We start from the raw sequence: 16,048 nt of genomic DNA, 5'->3' as shown, positions 1-16,048 counted from the left end.
CCGCTACCGATATTTATTGTATACAGTAATTCCAACCCTGCACGCTTCGATCCATGCTTGCTTTGAATCACGTATGTTGTAAAAAATAACACCGCTTAGGAGAGCTCCAGTGCCCACACCGCAACCATTACTGCTGTCACCCGCGCCTAGCAAGTGCAGTCTTGAAATGCTTGCCCACCATTATGGGGATATTTATGAACACTCCCCCTGGGTGGCCGAAGCTGCCTGGCAACACGGCCTGACTGAAGCCCACGACGAGCCTGATGCATTAGCCGAGCTGATGGGAGTTATGTTGCAGCAGGCGAGCAGCGAACAGCAAATTAAGGTGATTCAGGCGCACCCTGATTTAGCCGGTAAAGCGGCGATGGCCGGTGAATTAACTCAAGACTCAACCAGCGAACAAGCAGGCGCCGGGCTTGATCAGTGCAGCCCTGAAGAGTTTGCGCGCTTTGAGTACCTTAATGCGGCGTACAAGGAGAAATTTGGCTTTCCGTTTGTGATTGCCGTTAAAGGGTTGGATCGGCATGACATTCTCGCCGCCTTTGAAGAGCGCCTGAACAATGATGCGGCTACCGAGCGACAAACGGCCGTTGAGCAAATTATTCGCATTGCGCGCTTTCGGTTAAGGGCGCGGGCCGAGCAATAAACCGAAGCGTTGAAGACTGTTCGTCGAACGGGCTATTTTATTTATTTTTTGTATACACTGTTATTAGTAATGGATGCAAAAAACAATGCCGCCCACTGGGAATATTGCTGGATGCCATTTTACCGGGCAAACCTGACAGGCGTGCCAAATTTGCTAAGGCCGAAGCGGCGTATCAAAACCGTCAATCATGAGGTGGTGAGCAGGCGCAAAGAAAAACGCCGCACCCTCAGGGCGCGACGTTGTTGGCGGTAGTACCGATTAAATCACTGCTTGGCAGTCTCTACCGCTTTCTTAGTGGTGTCTTCTGCCATTTTTTGGCTGTCTTGAGCGAAGCTTTGGCCGATGGAAGTCACTTTTTCAGTGTCTCCCTTCACACGTTCCATAAAGTCGCTGGCGGCTTTTTGCTGGCTATCCATGGCTTTTTTGAAACTGTCCGTGTCTTTGACATCAAGCCAAGTGCGCGCTTGAGTAATTGCCATATCCGAATAAGCACGGGCAGCGTCCATCTGGGCACTAACCAGCTTGTCGTAGTAATCAAGCGCGGTCAGCGTGTAGGAACGCATCGGCGAAACAAATACGGACTCAAACTGTTGGGTTGTTTTATCAGTCGCTTTATTCATTTTCATCTCTCCAGATGTGAGCTAGCACTTCAACGCGCCCTCATCAGGCGGTCATTAGCTGGGCTTTTGCCTCTGCTGCTATTGAATCTAGCAGTGCTTTTTGTGCAGTGCAACATGATTTTCGTCATGCTGCACCTACCCACTTGTAAAGACTCAGAATATTTTAACGAAGGCAGCTATTAGCGATTACCGAACAGATACTTACGTGCCTGATCGTCCATTTCCACCCCTGCTTGTGGGTTGACATCTTCTACCAGCGCGTAGGCTCTACGCACCGCCGGGCGGGCTTTGATCATGTCAAACCAGCGTTCTAGATCAGGAAACTCTTCTAAGGTTTGACGCTGTTTTTCCCAAGGAACAATCCAAGGGTAAATCGCCATATCGGCAATCGAGTAATCATCGCCGCCCACATAGGTCTGTTGCGCCAAACGGTTATCCAACACGCTGTATAACCGGTGGGTTTCGCGCACATAGCGCTCAATGGCGTAATCTATCTTTTGCGGCGCATAGTGGCAGAAATGATGATTCTGGCCTGCCATCGGGCCTAATCCACCCATTTGCCAATGCAGCCACTGCAACACGATGTAGCGTTCGCGACCCGCAGCAGGTAAGAAAAGACCGCTTTTATCGGCAAGGTATTCCAGGATCGCACCGGATTCAAACAACGATAGCGGCTGGCCCTCATCCCGCGGGGAATGGTCGACAATAGCCGGAATACGATTGTTGGGAGAAATGGTGAGAAACTCAGGGTCAAACTGCTCGCCTCGGCCAATGTTGATCGGCTTCACTCGATACGCAAGCTTGGCCTCTTCGAGCATGATGGAGATTTTGTGGCCGTTGGGGGTTGTCCAGTAATACAGGTCAATCATTGGCATCTCCTTTATGCAAACGTCGAGCGACTCGCTTACGCGCCTATCAACGTTTCCAATGTATCGGGCGGCACGCTAAGCGCCGCCGCTGTTAGCTATATCTAGCTATATCGCTCAGTTGGCATTATAAGTCGCGTACGGTCAATGCCTGACTGGCAGCACCATCGTGCGCGTTCAACATACGCTTAAACCACTTATCGACTGGGTCGCCAGGCTCGACAATTTCCTGTGTCGATACCACATGCGCCCACATCATGCTGCCAAACAGTAGGTAATCTGAGCCGGCCGGTGCATCGCCGTCTAAAAAAGGAGTGTCTTCAAGAATGGCTCGTACCGGCGCTAACACCTTATGAAGCTGCTTTTTTCCCTGTTCAGGCTGCTCGAACTCTTCCAGCGTGCAGCCAAACCTTGCCTCGCGGGTTTCGCGGAAATAGCCGCGGTCATCGGGGTGCACCGCCGCCAGCAAGTCCGTGGCAATAGTACGAAATATTGCTGGGTTCACGCTGCGCTCAACGAAATATTTGAACAGTAATACTCGCTGATAGCTGACCCCTTCACCCAGCACTGGCGACTCGGGGTACGTTTTATCCAGATAACGCATGATGGCAAAGCTGTCGGTAACCACTTGCTCGCCGTCGCAAAGCACCGGCACTTTATCGTAGTCGGCAAATTCCAGCGCCTGCTTGTCGAGAAACCGCCAAGCCACGGTGGTAAATTCCAGCTCTTTATGGGCGAGCGCCATGCGTACGCGCCAACAGAAAGGTGAAAAACGTAACCGTTCATCACGTCCGCTTAGATCATAAAGTTTTAGCGCCACAGCCATAAACTCCTTGTGGTCGATAGTGGATAGGTAACATCGTCGATAACAATGAGCGCAAGTCAGCGACGACGCAAGTGATGCGATTTGCGAGCGCTGTGCTTAACGCTCAGCCGGTAACTGCGATGTCAATTAGTCTAATAGGCTGCCACTCCAGTCTTCTTAAAGCACACCCCTAATAAATAATTAAAACAACCACTTAAGCAAATACTGCCGTCACAAAATCAGTAACCAAATGTTCGCTTATTGGTAAGACCAATTTTCCAATCTAGTTATCTGGTTAGCCTGAACGTATCTTTTACATAGATCCGACTGATGCTCAACGGACAGATGATTTTTTTACGCAGCCTACCAAATTAAAAACAAGGGGCAGTTCCTCAATGAATGAAACGATACTCGCACTTCTGGCTTTCTTGCCGCTGTTGCTGGCCGGCATTTTGCTCATAGGGTTTAAGATACCGGCTAAGATAGCGATGCCTGTTGTTTTCCTGACCGCGGCTATTATTGGTTTAACCGCTTGGGATATGTCGTTTAGCCGTGTGGCGGCCTCAACCATTCAAGGTTTGATCCAAACTGCGGGGCTTTTATGGATCATCTTTGGCGCAATCCTGCTGCTTAATACGCTCAAGCACTCGGGTGGTATTACCGCCATTCGCAACGGATTTTCCGGCATTAGTCCTGACCGCCGCGTACAGGCGTTGATTGTTGCCTGGCTGTTCGGCTGTTTTATTGAAGGGGCTTCGGGCTTCGGTACGCCCGCTGCGGTTGCTGCGCCGCTAATGGTCGCACTTGGTTTTCCGGCGTTGGCGGCCGTGGTCGTCGGCATGATGATTCAGTCAACGCCGGTTTCGTTCGGCGCTGTCGGCACTCCCATTGTGGTCGGCGTGGGTAGCGGCCTGGATCGCGCCGGGATTAGCGCTGAGCTTGATTCGGTAGGCTCAAGCTGGGATGTGTTTTTCCAGCTGATTACCAGCGAAGTCGCGATTACCCACGGTATCGTGGGCCTGTTAATGCCGTTGATTCTAGTCACTATAATGGTGCGCTTCTTTGGCGCTAACCGCTCCTGGAAAGAAGGGCTGTCGATTACCCCTTTCGCCATCTTTACCGGCATTTCCTTTGCCGTGCCTTACATGTTGGTGGGCGTATTGCTGGGTCCGGAGTTCCCCTCAATGATTGGTGCCATGGTGGGCTTGGCGATTGTGGTACCCGCCGCCAAACGTGGCTTCCTGCTGCCTAAAGACACTTGGGACTTTCCCGAGTCCACATCCTGGCCGGATGAGTGGATCGGCAACCTGCAAATCAAACTTGATGATGTTGTGGGCAGAGCGCCGATGTCGACGTTTATGGGCTGGGTACCCTATGTACTCCTAGCGCTGTTCTTGGTGGCCTCTCGCACCGTTGAGCCGCTGCGTAGCGCGCTGATCTCAATTAACCTCAGCTGGAACAATATCCTCGGCGAGACGGGAATTAGCGGCGCTATTCAGCCACTTTACCTGCCCGGCGGCATTATTATCGCAGTGGTGATCGTGACTTACTTCCTGCACCGCATGAGCTCACGCAACATGAGCGCGGCGGTGTCGGAGTCCACCAGAACGATTTTTGGTGCCGGCTTTGTACTGATCTTTACCGTGCCGATGGTACGTATCTTGATCAACTCAGGCGTTAACGGTGCGGACCTTGTCTCGATGCCCGTCATGATGGCCCAGGCGGTCGCCAGTAACGTAGGCGGTATTTACCCCTTCTTTGCGCCAATGGTAGGGGCGCTGGGCGCCTTTATTGCAGGTTCCAACACGGTATCCAACCTAATGCTGGCGGAATTCCAGTTTAGTGTTGCGGAAACCCTGGGCCTCTCTACGGCCATGATGGTATCGCTACAGGCGGTCGGTGCAGCGGCGGGCAACATGATCGCGATTCATAACGTGGTTGCGGCATCAGCAACGGTCGGGCTGTTAGGTCGTGAAGGCGCTACGCTACGCAAAACGATTCTGCCCACCCTCTACTACCTTATCTTTACCGGCATCATCGCGCTGATTGCTTTCTACGTGATTGGCGTGACGGATCCATTGATGTGAACGTAAATCAGCACAACCCTGGGATGTCATTATGAATATCCTCTTTGACGAACGGCTGGACGGCGAGTTGGTCCAGCGCGAAAAAAGCGAGGTCTTAAGCGACCTGCAGCAAGCTGTGCCTACGATGACGCTGCTGCACCGTGAAGAAGACTTACGCCCCTTCGAGTGCGATGGGCTGGCGGCCTATCGCGTACTCCCCATGCTGGTGGCGATGCCTGAAACGCTTGAGCAAGTTCAAGCGCTGCTTAAGCGCTGCCACGCACTGGGGGTGCCTGTGGTCACCCGTGGCGCGGGCACGGGACTTTCCGGCGGCGCACTGCCGCTGGAGCGAGGCGTGCTGTTGGTAATGTCGCGCTTTGACCAAATCATCAAGGTCGACCCTGATGCCCGCCTAGCGCGGGTTCAGCCTGGGGTGCGTAACTTGGCGATTTCCGAAGCCGCGGCCCCTTATGGGCTTTACTACGCGCCAGACCCTTCGTCGCAAATCGCCTGCTCGATTGGTGGTAACGTGGCGGAAAACGCAGGCGGGGTGCATTGCTTAAAATACGGTTTAACGGTGCATAACGTCATGCGCGTCGATGTGCTTACTATTGCCGGTGAGCACATGACACTGGGCGCTGAATCGCTTGACACGCCCGGCTTTGACCTGCTCGCCCTCATCAACGGCTCGGAAGGCATGCTCGGCGTCATCACCGAGATCACCGTCAAGCTACTGCCTAAGCCCGAAACCGCCAAGGTTCTGATGGCAAGCTTCGACGATGTAGAAAAAGCCGGTCGTGCGGTAGGTGACATTATCGCCGCTGGGATTATTCCCGGCGGCTTGGAAATGATGGACAAGCTGGCGATTAAAGCCGCCGAAGACTTTGTCAACGCTGGCTACCCCCTCGATGCCGAGGCAATTCTGCTCTGCGAGCTAGATGGCGTTGAAGCCGATGTGGACGACGACTGCGATACCGTTCGCCGAGTGCTGAAAAAAGCCGGGGCCACCCAGATCCAGCAGGCCCGCGATGATGCCGAACGGGCCAAGTTTTGGGCCGGTCGCAAGAACGCCTTCCCCGCAGTAGGCCGCATGTCGCCAGATTACTACTGTATGGATGGCACTATTCCGCGTCGCGAACTGCCCAGGGTTCTCAAAGGCATCGCAGCGCTTTCCGAAGAAAGTGGCCTGGCGGTGGCCAACGTCTTCCACGCCGGTGACGGCAATATGCACCCGTTGATTTTGTTTGATGCCAATCAAGAAGGCCAACTGGCGCTTGCCGAAGAAGTGGGCGGCAAGATTCTGGAACTCTGCGTGGCCGCAGGCGGTTCGATTACCGGTGAGCACGGCGTAGGCCGCGAAAAAATTAACCAAATGTGCAGCCAATTCCAAGCGGATGAAATCAGCGTTTTTCATGCCTTGAAGGCTGCCTTTGACCCACAGCGCCTGCTCAACCCGGGCAAGAATATTCCCACCCTGGCGCGCTGTGCCGAATTTGGCGCTATGCACGTGCATAATAATGAATTACCGCACCCGGAACTGCCACGTTTCTGATCCGGTGCCTAGTGGACACACTCACTAGGAAAGACCATGACTAGGAAAGACCATGACCGAAAAAGCGATTGCCGACCGCGATATTGCTGACGCCCTGTGTAAACAGGTGCGCAGCGCCTACGACGCACGCACGCCGTTACGCATTGTCGGTGGCGACACGCGCGCCTTTTATGGCCGCCCAGTTGAAGGTCAAGCGCTGCAGATGGCCGAACATAGCGGCATTGTTAGCTACGACCCTGTGGAGCTGGTGGTCACCGTGCGCGCTGGCACACGGCTCAGCGCCCTTCAGGCCGAGTTGGCCGAGCATCACCAAATGCTGGCGTTTGAACCACCGACGTTTGGCGCTGCCTCTACCGTGGGTGGCGCGGTCGCCACCGGGCTTTCAGGCCCACGCCGCCCCTGGGCGGGTGCCGCGCGCGATTTCGTGCTGGGTACACGGATCATTACCCAAGAGGGTAAGCTGCTTCGCTTTGGCGGCGAAGTGATGAAGAATGTTGCCGGTTATGACCTCTCCCGGTTGATGGCGGGCGCCCAGGGCACACTCGGGGTACTTGCCGACATCTCATTTAAAGTCCTTCCGATCCCCACTGCTACGCACAGTTTGCGCTTATCCCTTGAACTTGCCGAAGCGCTCAAAAAACTCGCTGAGCTGGGTAGAAAGCCGCTACCGATCACTGCGGCCGCTTGGCATCACGGCGAGCTCTTTATTCGCTTGGAAGGCGGCAAAAGCTCGGTTAAGGCGACCCAGGAGCGCTTAGGTGGCGAACCACTCGATGCTGATTTTTGGCGCGAGCTGCGCGACCACCGTCACGCGTTCTTCACTTGCAACGAGGGCCAAGCATTGTGGCGCCTTTCGTTACCACCCAACAGCCCACCGCTGGCGCTGGATATCCCTGACACCGATATCTTCTACGACTGGGCGGGCAGTCAACGCTGGGTCAAAACAGCCCTGGATGCTGACACCCTTCGCGATACTTGCCAATCGGTAGGTGGCCACGCCACCTGCTACACGCCGCATGCACAAGGAGGAGCTACAGAGCCCTTCACCCCCCTTAACGCGGTGGTAGAAAAATACCATCGCAACTTGAAAGCGGAATTGGATGTCCACGGCATTTTGAACCCTGGACGTCTCTATGCGGCGTTTTAATCAGGAGAGCTGACATGCAGACGCACTTTACCGACGCCGACCGCCAAAAGCCTCATATCCAAGAAGCTGAGCGCGTGCTGCGCACCTGTGTACACTGTGGCTTTTGTAATGCCACCTGCCCGACTTATCAGCTGTTAGGCGATGAACGCGACGGTCCGCGCGGGCGCATCTACCTAATGAAGGAGCTGCTGGAAAGTCAAGACGATGACGACAAGGTAACCGAGGAGACGCGCCTGCACCTCGACCGCTGCCTTACCTGCCTTAACTGTGAAACCACCTGCCCTTCAGGGGTCGAGTACCACAAGCTGCTCAACATTGGGCGTGCCGAGATCGATCGTCGCGTCCCCCGCCCGGCCAGCGAACGGGCACAGCGCTATGCACTGCGTAAAATGCTGGTCGAGCCCAAACGCTTTAAAGCATTGTTAAAACTAGGCCAAACCTTCAAACCGCTGGTGCCGGGCAAACTGCGTAGCAAAATGCCTCCTGCGCCGGTAGATGCTGGTGCGCGCCCCAACTCACAGCGCCACGCGCGCCAGGTATTAATGCTGGAAGGCTGCGTACAGCCGGGTCTATCCCCCAACACCAATGCCGCTACCGCGCGGCTACTGGACCGGCTTGGCATCAGCGTCACACCGGTGGCGGAAGCAGGCTGCTGCGGCGCCATCGACTTTCACCTCAACGCCCAAGACGCTGGTCGAGCACGGATGCGCACCAATATCGATGCCTGGTGGCCGCATATTGAGCAAGGTGCGGAAGCCATTGTGCAAACCGCCAGCGGCTGCGGCGCCTTCGTGAAAGAGTATGGCGAAATGCTTAAGGATGACCCTGATTACGCCATCAAAGCACAGAAAGTCAGCGCGCTAGCCAAGGACATTGTCGAAATATTGCGCGACGAGCCGCTGGAAGCATTAAACGTCAACGAATCAAAACGGCTGGCGTTCCACTGCCCGTGCACCTTGCAGCATGCGCAAAAGCTTAATGGTGCTGTCGAAGGCGTGCTGAGCAAGCTTGGCTTTGCGCTAACGCCAGTGCAGGATGGTCACCTTTGTTGTGGTTCAGCAGGCACTTATTCGATTACTCAGCCTGAACTGGCCACGCAATTACGCGACAATAAACTCAATGCACTAGAGGCAGGCAATCCAGAGGTTATAGTAACCGCGAATATCGGCTGTCAGACGCATTTGGCAGGCGCCAACCGTACGCCGGTGCGCCATTGGGTCGAAGTCGTGGATGCCGCTCTGTCATAATCTCCCCTCTTGCCGTAGCGCCGCCGGTGCTACGGCAACCCTTAACTGTTAAAAGGAAGGTAAACGTATGCAAACAAAAGCGATTTTGTCCCAGGCCGATGTTACCCAAGTGCTGGATGCCGCCCAACAAGAAGCCGATAGCAATGGTTGGCCGGTAACAGTCGCCGTCACCGATGATGGCGGCCATCTACTGGCGCTACGCCGTTTAGATGGTGCAGCTCCCTTCAGCGCAGAAGTCGCGACGCATAAAGCCCGCAGCGCAGCGCTCGGCCGTAAAGAGACGCAAGTATTCGAAGAGATGATTAACGGCGGCCGCACGGCATTTGTGACGGCGCCGCTGCAAGGCATGCTATCCGGCGGTGTGCCGATCACCCTGGACGGGCACGTCATCGGTGCCATCGGCATTTCGGGTGTCAAACCCGACCAGGACGTACAGATCGCTAAGGCAGGCGTTAGCGCGATTGCTGGCTAAAGAAAGCGCGCAATAAAAAAGCCCGGATCAATGATCCGGGCTTTTTAGAATTCGTTCGGCTAAAGCCGATATATCGTTCGCAATATACTTAAACATAAATGCTTAATGGCGGACCGGACGAGACTCGAACTCGCGACCTCCGGCGTGACAGGCCGGCATTCTAACCGACTGAACTACCGGTCCACATTAAAGCATTTCTACTACAACCATCTTGATGCCAAGCATCAACTAACGTTTATAAGCGGTTCAGAGGCGCTTATAAAGCTAGGCGATGGTGGGTGGTACTGGGTTCGAACCAGTGACCCCCAGCTTGTAAGGCTGGTGCTCTCCCAACTGAGCTAACCACCCATCAATTGATAACGCAGGATATTACATGCTTTATCAACTTATTACAGCAGTTATCGTGGCGGACCGGACGAGACTCGAACTCGCGACCTCCGGCGTGACAGGCCGGCATTCTAACCGACTGAACTACCGGTCCGAATAGCGATAACAACGTTATTACTGCAATTATTGGCTTGATGTTGGCGGACCGGACGAGACTCGAACTCGCGACCTCCGGCGTGACAGGCCGGCATTCTAACCAACTGAACTACCGGTCCGCTGATGCATCAATCAACACTGCTTCACGTTTCCAACCATCTATTTGATGGTGGGTGGTACTGGGTTCGAACCAGTGACCCCCAGCTTGTAAGGCTGGTGCTCTCCCAACTGAGCTAACCACCCGCTGGACACGTGGCGCTGCATTCTACACAAGGCTTTTAGGAAGTCAACATACCGCGTTTAAAATCTATTTTTTAAAACTGCTTTAAAAAACTAACGTTTCAAAAGCTACGAATTTAAACGAGTGCGTTGCTCTCACTTTCAGCGTCTTGCCCATGAGCGCGGACGAAGGATGCCGCAACTTGGGTAGCTTCGTCAATCAAAACCGTTTGCGTCAGCCCAGAAATTCGCCGTGGCTTAAAATCGTGGTCGCCGTCGGTGAGCCATGCAAGCTGGGTATTGGCGGGTAGCTCGTAGCCAGATACGTCTTCGCGCCTGCCGAACGGGTCTCGCTCGCCCTGGGTTACCAATAGTGGGCACTTAATCGCAGGCCAGTGGGACAAACGAAGCTTATCAGGCGATTTAGGCGGGTGAAACGGGTAGCCGGCCACGATGACCCCAGGGCAAGGCTGCTCACTGGCTAGCAGCGTTGCCACTCGTCCGCCCATTGATTTTCCACCAACCCACAGCGGGCTATCGAATAGAGTGTTTAACAATGCGTACCATTCGGAAAAGTGCCCGAGCGACTGTGCGATGGGCGGCGGCGGCCGACGCTTGCCGGTTTCTTGCATCTTTTGCATATAGGGAAAATCCACACACAGCACTTGGACGCCCTTGCTTGCCAAAGAAGCGACATATTGACGCATAAAAGGCGACTGCTGACCCGCTCCTGCGCCATGAGCAAACAGCAACCGCCCTAGCCTAGCATGACCATAAACGGCCAACGGACCCATGCCCCGCACCAGAAAAGCGCCATTTGGCTGACGCTTAAGCACCTCTTTTAACGCCTCAGGCGGCACCTCGATATATTTAGAAAAAACGCAATGTGACACCTATCGCTCCTTATAATTCAGTCTTTAACCAATTGGTGTGTTCAGCTTAAGGCTTGGCTGCGCTAGAATCTTAGCTGGATATTGACCTGCATCATCAAGCGGGTGGCCGCATCCGTGCAAAATGCCACGGGTTACCCCCTAACCGCGTTCGATGGGAACATGACATGAGCACAGCATTTGAACACCCGACCTACAACTACAAGGTGGTTCGGCAGTTCGCGATTATGACCGTTGTGTGGGGCATTGTAGGCATGACACTAGGTGTCATCCTCGCCTCACAACTGGTTTGGCCGCAACTAAACCTTGGACTGCCTTGGACCAGCTTTGGGCGCCTGCGCCCGTTGCACACTAACGCCGTTATTTTTGCCTTTGGCGGTTCGGCACTGTTTGCCACCTCGTATTACGTTGTGCAGCGGACCTGTCAGACACGGCTTTTCTCTGACAGATTAGCGGCCTTTACGTTTTGGGGCTGGCAAGCCGTTATCATCTCAGCGGTGATATCGCTGCCCATGGGCTATACCACGACCAAGGAGTACGCTGAGCTGGAGTGGCCAATCAATATTTTGATTGCGATTGTTTGGATCAGCTACGCCATCGTGTTCCTGATGACGATCAAAAAACGCACCACCTCGCATATCTACGTAGCGAATTGGTTTTTTGCGGCGTTTATCTTGACCGTTGCGGTACTGCACATCGTTAATAACGCGGCCATTCCTGTCACGCCGATGTACTCCACCTCGATTTACGCTGGCGCGGTGGATGCCATGGTGCAGTGGTGGTACGGCCATAACGCGGTAGGTTTCTTCTTGACCGCAGGCTTTTTGGGCATGATGTACTACTTCGTGCCTAAGCAGGCCGAGCGGCCGATCTACTCGTATCGCCTGTCGATTGTGCATTTCTGGGCCCTTATCATGATCTACATGTGGGCAGGCCCTCACCACTTGCACTACACCGCATTGCCTAACTGGGCACAGTCGCTAGGCATGATAATGTCGATTATCCTGCTGGCTCCTTCCTGGGGCGGCATGATCAACGGCATGATGACCCTGTCAGGCGCTTGGCATAAACTGCGCACCGACCCGACATTGCGCTTTTTGGTGGTCGCTCTGTCGTTCTACGGCATGTCTACCTTTGAAGGCCCGATGATGGCCATTAAGACCGTCAACGCGCTGTCACACTACACTGACTGGACTATAGGCCACGTTCATTCCGGGGCGCTCGGCTGGGTAGCGATGATCACCATCGGTTCCATGTATCACCTGATTCCACGCCTGTTCGGGCGCACGGAAATGCATTCCACTAACCTGATTGCCGTGCATTTCTGGTTGGCCACCATCGGCACCGTGCTGTACATCGCCTCCATGTGGGTCAACGGTATTTTGCAAGGCCTGATGTGGCGTGCGATTAACCCAGACGGCACCCTGATGTATACCTTCGTGGAAGCCGTTGAAGCCAGCGCGCCGGGCTACTTTGTACGCCTAATCGGCGGTCTCTTCTGGGTCACCGGCATGCTGATCATGGCGTACAACGTCTACATGACCGTTCAGCGTCGTGAGGCTATCAGCCATCCAGCGCCACAAGCTGCTTAACACGGGGAAGTTGAGACCAATGAAACACGAGATTGTCGAAAAGAACGTTGGCCTGCTTGCCGTATTGATCCTGGTTGTGATCAGCTTCGGCGGGCTGGCAGAGGTGGTTCCGCTGTTTTTCCAGAAGCAGACCACCGAGCCAGTTGAAGGGCTAGAACCGTTATCGGCGCTGGAATTGGAAGGCCGTGACATCTATCGTCGTGAAGGCTGCGTAGGCTGTCACTCGCAAATGGTGCGCCCGTTCCGCGCGGAAACCGAGCGTTACGGCCACTACAACGTGGCCGGCGAACAGGTTTACGAGCACAACTTTCTGTGGGGCTCCAAACGTACCGGGCCGGATCTGGCCCGCGTTGGCGGTCGTTACAGTGACGACTGGCACCGCGCACACCTGTACAACCCTCGCGATGTAGTGCCCGAGTCAATCATGCCAGCTTACCCGTGGCTGTTTGAAAACACCCTGGACGGTGACACCACTCCCCGTAAGATGCGCACACTGCGACAGCTGGGAGTGCCCTACACTGATGAAGATATCAACAACGCTACTGAAGAGGTTCGTGGCACCCAGGAAATTACTGCCCTGGTCGCCTACCTGCAACAACTCGGAACCGTGCTTGAGGGGACTCGTTAAGCTATGGATACGGGAACTTTTCGCGGCCTCATCACGCTAATCTTGATTATTGCGTTTATCGGTATCGCCATCTGGGCGTACTCAAAACGCCGCAAACCAGATTTCGACGAAGCGGCCAACTTGCCCTTTGCCGATGACGATGAGCAATCGACCAGTGACAAGCACGCTTCGCGTGAACGCGACGACGAAGCGCATTCCCGCGACGAGAGGGGAGATAAAAATATATGAATAATTTATGGGGTGACTCCCTGTCCAGTTTCTGGAGTGCCTGGATCATCTTCATTACGCTGGGCACGATCGCGCTGAGCGTATGGATACTGCTTGCCAACCGCCGCACCGACAAAACGCCCGATGCGGAAGGTAATGTGGAAACCACCGGCCACGCCGCTGATGGCATCGAAGAGTATGACAACCCGCTGCCCAAATGGTGGTTCCAGCTGTTTGTCTTAACGGTGGTGTTTGCCCTGGGTTATTTGGTTCTCTACCCAGGCCTGGGCAACTACGCTGGGGTTCTAGGCTGGTCGCAAGAGAGCCAGTGGGAAGAGGAAGTCGCTCAAGCCGAAGAGCGCTTCACGCCGATTTTCGCCCAGTATGAAGAAGTGCCCATTCCTGAACTTGCCGAAGACCGCGAGGCGATGCAGGTCGCTGAACGGATCTACCAAAACAACTGTGCGGTTTGCCACGGCTCCAACGCTCAGGGCGGTTACGGCTTCCCCAACCTGACCGATGATGATTGGCTATACGGCGGGGAACCCGAAAACATTCTGACCACCCTCAACAATGGGCGTAACGGCCTGATGCCCTCCTGGCAGCAGCTGGGGCAGAACAATATTGAAAATCTGACGCAATACGTACTCTCGCTGTCTAATGAAGAGCATAACGAAGAGCGTGCAGAACAGGGTCAAAGTACCTTTATGGCAGTGTGCGCCGCTTGCCATGGCCCCAGCGGTACGGGCAATACAGCGCTGGGTGCGCCTAACTTGACCGATAATACCTGGCTCTACCTGGCACCGGGCCAGAGTGTCGATGAGTCTATCCGCCAAACATTGCGTAACGGTCGCAACGGCCATATGCCAGCTCAAGCGGCTTATATTGGCGAAGAGCGCGTTCACTTGGTCGCCGCCTACGTGTATAGCCTGCGCTTAGAGGATTAACGGAACGCAGGCCGATAGCCATCGGCGTCAGCAACGCTAGCTAGGCAAGGGTGCGGCTCCAAACCGCACCCTTTCTTTATGCCCAACCCGATACAATATTAGCGAAACACCTAGACCGCGATTAAGCATCACACTTAGCAAAGCACCTCTTTTAACTGACCACTTCGTTAAACAAAAGGTGCCACCTCTCCTGCCTTCTGAGCCGGGAATATCGCCATGGAAAAGATACCAAGCCAAGACGTCACACCCAACGCGGTGGGACATCATACCCCCGCAGGTGAAACGGTTAGCCAGGAAATGTACGCGAAGCGACGCCATATTTACGTTCGCGAAATTAAAGGCGTGTTTCAAAAACTACGCCGTAGCGCTAACTGGTTGTTAATGATGGCATTTTTTCTCTTGCCCTGGATTAACCTAGGCGACCGACCGCTGATTTTGTTCGATTTACCCAATCGCGAATTCCATATATTTACCGCCACGTTTTATCCCCAGGAATTCATCCTGCTGTCATGGTTGCTGATCATCTGCGCCTTTGGGCTATTTTTTATTACCGTTTTTGCTGGCCGAGTTTGGTGCGGCTACACCTGTCCGCAAAGTGTGTGGACATTCCTATTTATTTGGCTTGAACACCGTATTGAAGGCCCGCGCAATCGGCGCATCAAGCTCGACAACCAGCCGATGAACGCCGACAAAGCCTGGCGTAAAGGGGCTAAACACACCGCCTGGCTGCTGATTGCTCTCGCCACCGGCATCACCTTTGTGGGTTACTTCACGCCGATTCGCGATTTAGTGACAGAACTACCCACCTTAGAGGCCCATGGCTGGTCTTACTTCTGGATCGGCTTTTTCATGGTGTTTACTTATCTGAATGCGGGCTGGCTGCGTGAACAGGTGTGTATCTACATGTGCCCTTATGCACGCTTTCAATCGGTTATGTTCGACCGCGACACGCTCATCGTCTCCTACGATGAAACCCGCGGTGAGCCACGTGGACACCGGAAGAAGAGCCTTAGCCATTTAGAAGCCCGGGAGGCAGGTTACGGCGACTGTATCAATTGCGATCTGTGCGTACAGGTCTGTCCTACCGGCATCGATATCCGCGACGGTTTGCAGTATGAGTGCATCAGCTGCGCCGCCTGTATCGATGCCTGCGACAGCGTGATGGATAAAATGGGCTACCCGAGAGGCTTGATTCGTTACACCACCGAAAAAGCCCTTGAGGGTAAAACAACCCATATTATGCGCCCTCGCCTACTCGGCTACTTCGCGGCACTTGTGATGATGGTGGGCACTTTTGCCTGGGCCATCAACGACCGTATGCCTCTCAATTTCGACGCTGAGCGCGAACGTACCCAGCTTTATCAAACGACCCGCGACGGTCAAATTAGCAATGTGTTTAGCCTGACCATTCGTAATCTGGATGATGAAGACCACACCTACCAGCTAAGCGTTGCTGGATTGCCAAGCTTAACGCTGGATAGCGACACTATTCAGGTCCCAGCAGGGGAGTCGCGCTTCGAAGCGGTTACCGTGACGGTCAATCCCGACGATATACAGCAACCCAGCCACCCCATTGTGTTCACGTTGCAGGCTCAGCAAGATGCGGATATTCACATTGAGCGCGAGGCTAGCTTCCTGGGCGATATTAGGAGATAAACGCT

At 54.3% G+C, this 16,048-nt stretch carries 15 protein-coding genes and 5 tRNA genes; 11 read left to right on the top strand and 9 right to left on the bottom strand.

The window, feature by feature from the left end:
• The first annotated feature begins 109 nt into the window (after positions 1-109).
• Positions 110-646 (top strand): 2-oxo-4-hydroxy-4-carboxy-5-ureidoimidazoline decarboxylase, encoded by a 537-nt coding sequence (gene uraD / locus RZA33_RS00765; RefSeq protein ID WP_317505936.1) that lies wholly within the window; start codon positions 110-112, stop codon positions 644-646.
• Positions 647-909: 263 nt separating this feature from the next.
• On the opposite strand, the gene RZA33_RS00760 is transcribed toward uraD, so the two are convergent.
• The 3 genes from RZA33_RS00760 to RZA33_RS00750 form a co-directional block, all read right to left on the bottom strand.
• The gene (locus RZA33_RS00760) at positions 910-1,266 is read right to left on the bottom strand and encodes a phasin family protein (RefSeq protein WP_317505935.1); all 357 of its coding nucleotides are present in this window, start codon (positions 1,264-1,266) and stop codon (positions 910-912) included.
• 179 nt (positions 1,267-1,445) lie between these two features.
• The gene (locus RZA33_RS00755; protein WP_317505934.1) at positions 1,446-2,135 is read right to left on the bottom strand and encodes a glutathione binding-like protein; all 690 of its coding nucleotides are present in this window, start codon (positions 2,133-2,135) and stop codon (positions 1,446-1,448) included.
• A 124-nt stretch (positions 2,136-2,259) separates the two neighbouring features.
• On the bottom strand, positions 2,260-2,952 hold the full coding sequence (locus RZA33_RS00750; protein ID WP_317505933.1) for a glutathione S-transferase N-terminal domain-containing protein: 693 nt from the start codon (positions 2,950-2,952) through the stop codon (positions 2,260-2,262).
• 380 nt (positions 2,953-3,332) lie between these two features.
• On the opposite strand from RZA33_RS00750, the gene RZA33_RS00745 reads away from it, so the two are divergent.
• The 5 genes from RZA33_RS00745 to RZA33_RS00725 all read left to right on the top strand — a co-directional run bounded on the left by RZA33_RS00745 (position 3,333) and on the right by RZA33_RS00725 (position 9,421).
• Positions 3,333-5,024 carry an L-lactate permease gene (locus RZA33_RS00745; RefSeq protein WP_317505932.1) on the top strand — a complete coding sequence of 564 codons (1,692 nt, stop codon included), beginning with the start codon at positions 3,333-3,335 and terminating at the stop codon, positions 5,022-5,024.
• Between the two features lie 31 nt (positions 5,025-5,055).
• A complete protein-coding gene (gene glcD / locus RZA33_RS00740) occupies positions 5,056-6,555 on the top strand; it encodes a glycolate oxidase subunit GlcD (RefSeq protein ID WP_317505931.1) in 1,500 nt (499 codons plus the stop codon).
• Positions 6,556-6,607: 52 nt separating this feature from the next.
• Positions 6,608-7,702, top strand: coding sequence for a glycolate oxidase subunit GlcE (gene glcE / locus RZA33_RS00735; protein WP_317505930.1), 1,095 nt, complete (start codon positions 6,608-6,610; stop codon positions 7,700-7,702).
• A 14-nt stretch (positions 7,703-7,716) separates the two neighbouring features.
• Positions 7,717-8,949, top strand: coding sequence for a glycolate oxidase subunit GlcF (gene glcF, locus RZA33_RS00730; RefSeq protein WP_317505929.1), 1,233 nt, complete (start codon positions 7,717-7,719; stop codon positions 8,947-8,949).
• A gap of 67 nt (positions 8,950-9,016) precedes the next feature.
• Positions 9,017-9,421, top strand: coding sequence for a GlcG/HbpS family heme-binding protein (locus RZA33_RS00725; protein ID WP_317505928.1), 405 nt, complete (start codon positions 9,017-9,019; stop codon positions 9,419-9,421).
• A 106-nt stretch (positions 9,422-9,527) separates the two neighbouring features.
• Here the strand turns inward: RZA33_RS00725 and RZA33_RS00720 are convergent.
• From RZA33_RS00720 to RZA33_RS00695, 6 genes are all read right to left on the bottom strand, one after another.
• Positions 9,528-9,604: transfer RNA gene (locus RZA33_RS00720), tRNA-Asp, on the bottom strand.
• Positions 9,605-9,693: 89 nt separating this feature from the next.
• Positions 9,694-9,769, bottom strand: a tRNA-Val gene (locus tag RZA33_RS00715).
• Between the two features lie 56 nt (positions 9,770-9,825).
• Positions 9,826-9,902, bottom strand: a tRNA-Asp gene (locus tag RZA33_RS00710).
• 44 nt (positions 9,903-9,946) lie between these two features.
• Positions 9,947-10,023: transfer RNA gene (locus tag RZA33_RS00705), tRNA-Asp, on the bottom strand.
• A 48-nt stretch (positions 10,024-10,071) separates the two neighbouring features.
• Positions 10,072-10,147 (bottom strand) — tRNA-Val (locus tag RZA33_RS00700).
• A 113-nt stretch (positions 10,148-10,260) separates the two neighbouring features.
• On the bottom strand, positions 10,261-11,016 hold the full coding sequence (locus RZA33_RS00695; protein ID WP_317505927.1) for an alpha/beta fold hydrolase: 756 nt from the start codon (positions 11,014-11,016) through the stop codon (positions 10,261-10,263).
• A gap of 164 nt (positions 11,017-11,180) precedes the next feature.
• On the opposite strand from RZA33_RS00695, the gene ccoN reads away from it, so the two are divergent.
• The 5 genes from ccoN to ccoG all read left to right on the top strand — a co-directional run bounded on the left by ccoN (position 11,181) and on the right by ccoG (position 16,043).
• The gene (ccoN, locus tag RZA33_RS00690; protein ID WP_317505926.1) at positions 11,181-12,605 is read left to right on the top strand and encodes a cytochrome-c oxidase, cbb3-type subunit I; all 1,425 of its coding nucleotides are present in this window, start codon (positions 11,181-11,183) and stop codon (positions 12,603-12,605) included.
• A gap of 19 nt (positions 12,606-12,624) precedes the next feature.
• On the top strand, positions 12,625-13,233 hold the full coding sequence (gene ccoO / locus RZA33_RS00685; protein WP_317505925.1) for a cytochrome-c oxidase, cbb3-type subunit II: 609 nt from the start codon (positions 12,625-12,627) through the stop codon (positions 13,231-13,233).
• A 3-nt stretch (positions 13,234-13,236) separates the two neighbouring features.
• Positions 13,237-13,461: a cbb3-type cytochrome c oxidase subunit 3 gene (locus RZA33_RS00680; RefSeq protein ID WP_317505924.1), complete on the top strand. Its 225-nt coding sequence runs from the start codon at positions 13,237-13,239 to the stop codon at positions 13,459-13,461.
• Positions 13,458-14,387, top strand: coding sequence for a cytochrome-c oxidase, cbb3-type subunit III (gene ccoP / locus RZA33_RS00675; RefSeq protein WP_317505923.1), 930 nt, complete (start codon positions 13,458-13,460; stop codon positions 14,385-14,387). The genes RZA33_RS00680 and ccoP overlap by 4 nt, the downstream gene beginning before the upstream one ends.
• A gap of 216 nt (positions 14,388-14,603) precedes the next feature.
• Entirely contained in the window at positions 14,604-16,043 is a 1,440-nt protein-coding gene (ccoG, locus tag RZA33_RS00670; RefSeq protein WP_317505922.1) for a cytochrome c oxidase accessory protein CcoG, read from the top strand.
• Positions 16,044-16,048 lie beyond the last annotated feature (5 nt).

It is taken from the genome of Halovibrio sp. HP20-59 (assembly GCF_033052795.2).
Taxonomy (GTDB): domain Bacteria; phylum Pseudomonadota; class Gammaproteobacteria; order Pseudomonadales; family Halomonadaceae; genus Vreelandella.
This window is presented reverse-complemented; position numbering and strand designations above follow the sequence as displayed.

Coding starts and splice junctions, on each gene's coding strand:
- RZA33_RS00760 (WP_317505935.1), bottom strand. CDS start 1,266: ATGAATAAAGCGACTGATAAAACAACCCAACAGTTTGAGTCCGTATTT.
- RZA33_RS00755 (WP_317505934.1), bottom strand. CDS start 2,135: ATGATTGACCTGTATTACTGGACAACCCCCAACGGCCACAAAATCTCC.
- RZA33_RS00745 (WP_317505932.1), top strand. CDS start 3,333: ATGAATGAAACGATACTCGCACTTCTGGCTTTCTTGCCGCTGTTGCTG.
- glcD (WP_317505931.1), top strand. CDS start 5,056: ATGAATATCCTCTTTGACGAACGGCTGGACGGCGAGTTGGTCCAGCGC.
- glcE (WP_317505930.1), top strand. CDS start 6,608: ATGACCGAAAAAGCGATTGCCGACCGCGATATTGCTGACGCCCTGTGT.
- glcF (WP_317505929.1), top strand. CDS start 7,717: ATGCAGACGCACTTTACCGACGCCGACCGCCAAAAGCCTCATATCCAA.
- RZA33_RS00725 (WP_317505928.1), top strand. CDS start 9,017: ATGCAAACAAAAGCGATTTTGTCCCAGGCCGATGTTACCCAAGTGCTG.
- ccoN (WP_317505926.1), top strand. CDS start 11,181: ATGAGCACAGCATTTGAACACCCGACCTACAACTACAAGGTGGTTCGG.
- ccoO (WP_317505925.1), top strand. CDS start 12,625: ATGAAACACGAGATTGTCGAAAAGAACGTTGGCCTGCTTGCCGTATTG.
- RZA33_RS00680 (WP_317505924.1), top strand. CDS start 13,237: ATGGATACGGGAACTTTTCGCGGCCTCATCACGCTAATCTTGATTATT.
- ccoP (WP_317505923.1), top strand. CDS start 13,458: ATGAATAATTTATGGGGTGACTCCCTGTCCAGTTTCTGGAGTGCCTGG.
- ccoG (WP_317505922.1), top strand. CDS start 14,604: ATGGAAAAGATACCAAGCCAAGACGTCACACCCAACGCGGTGGGACAT.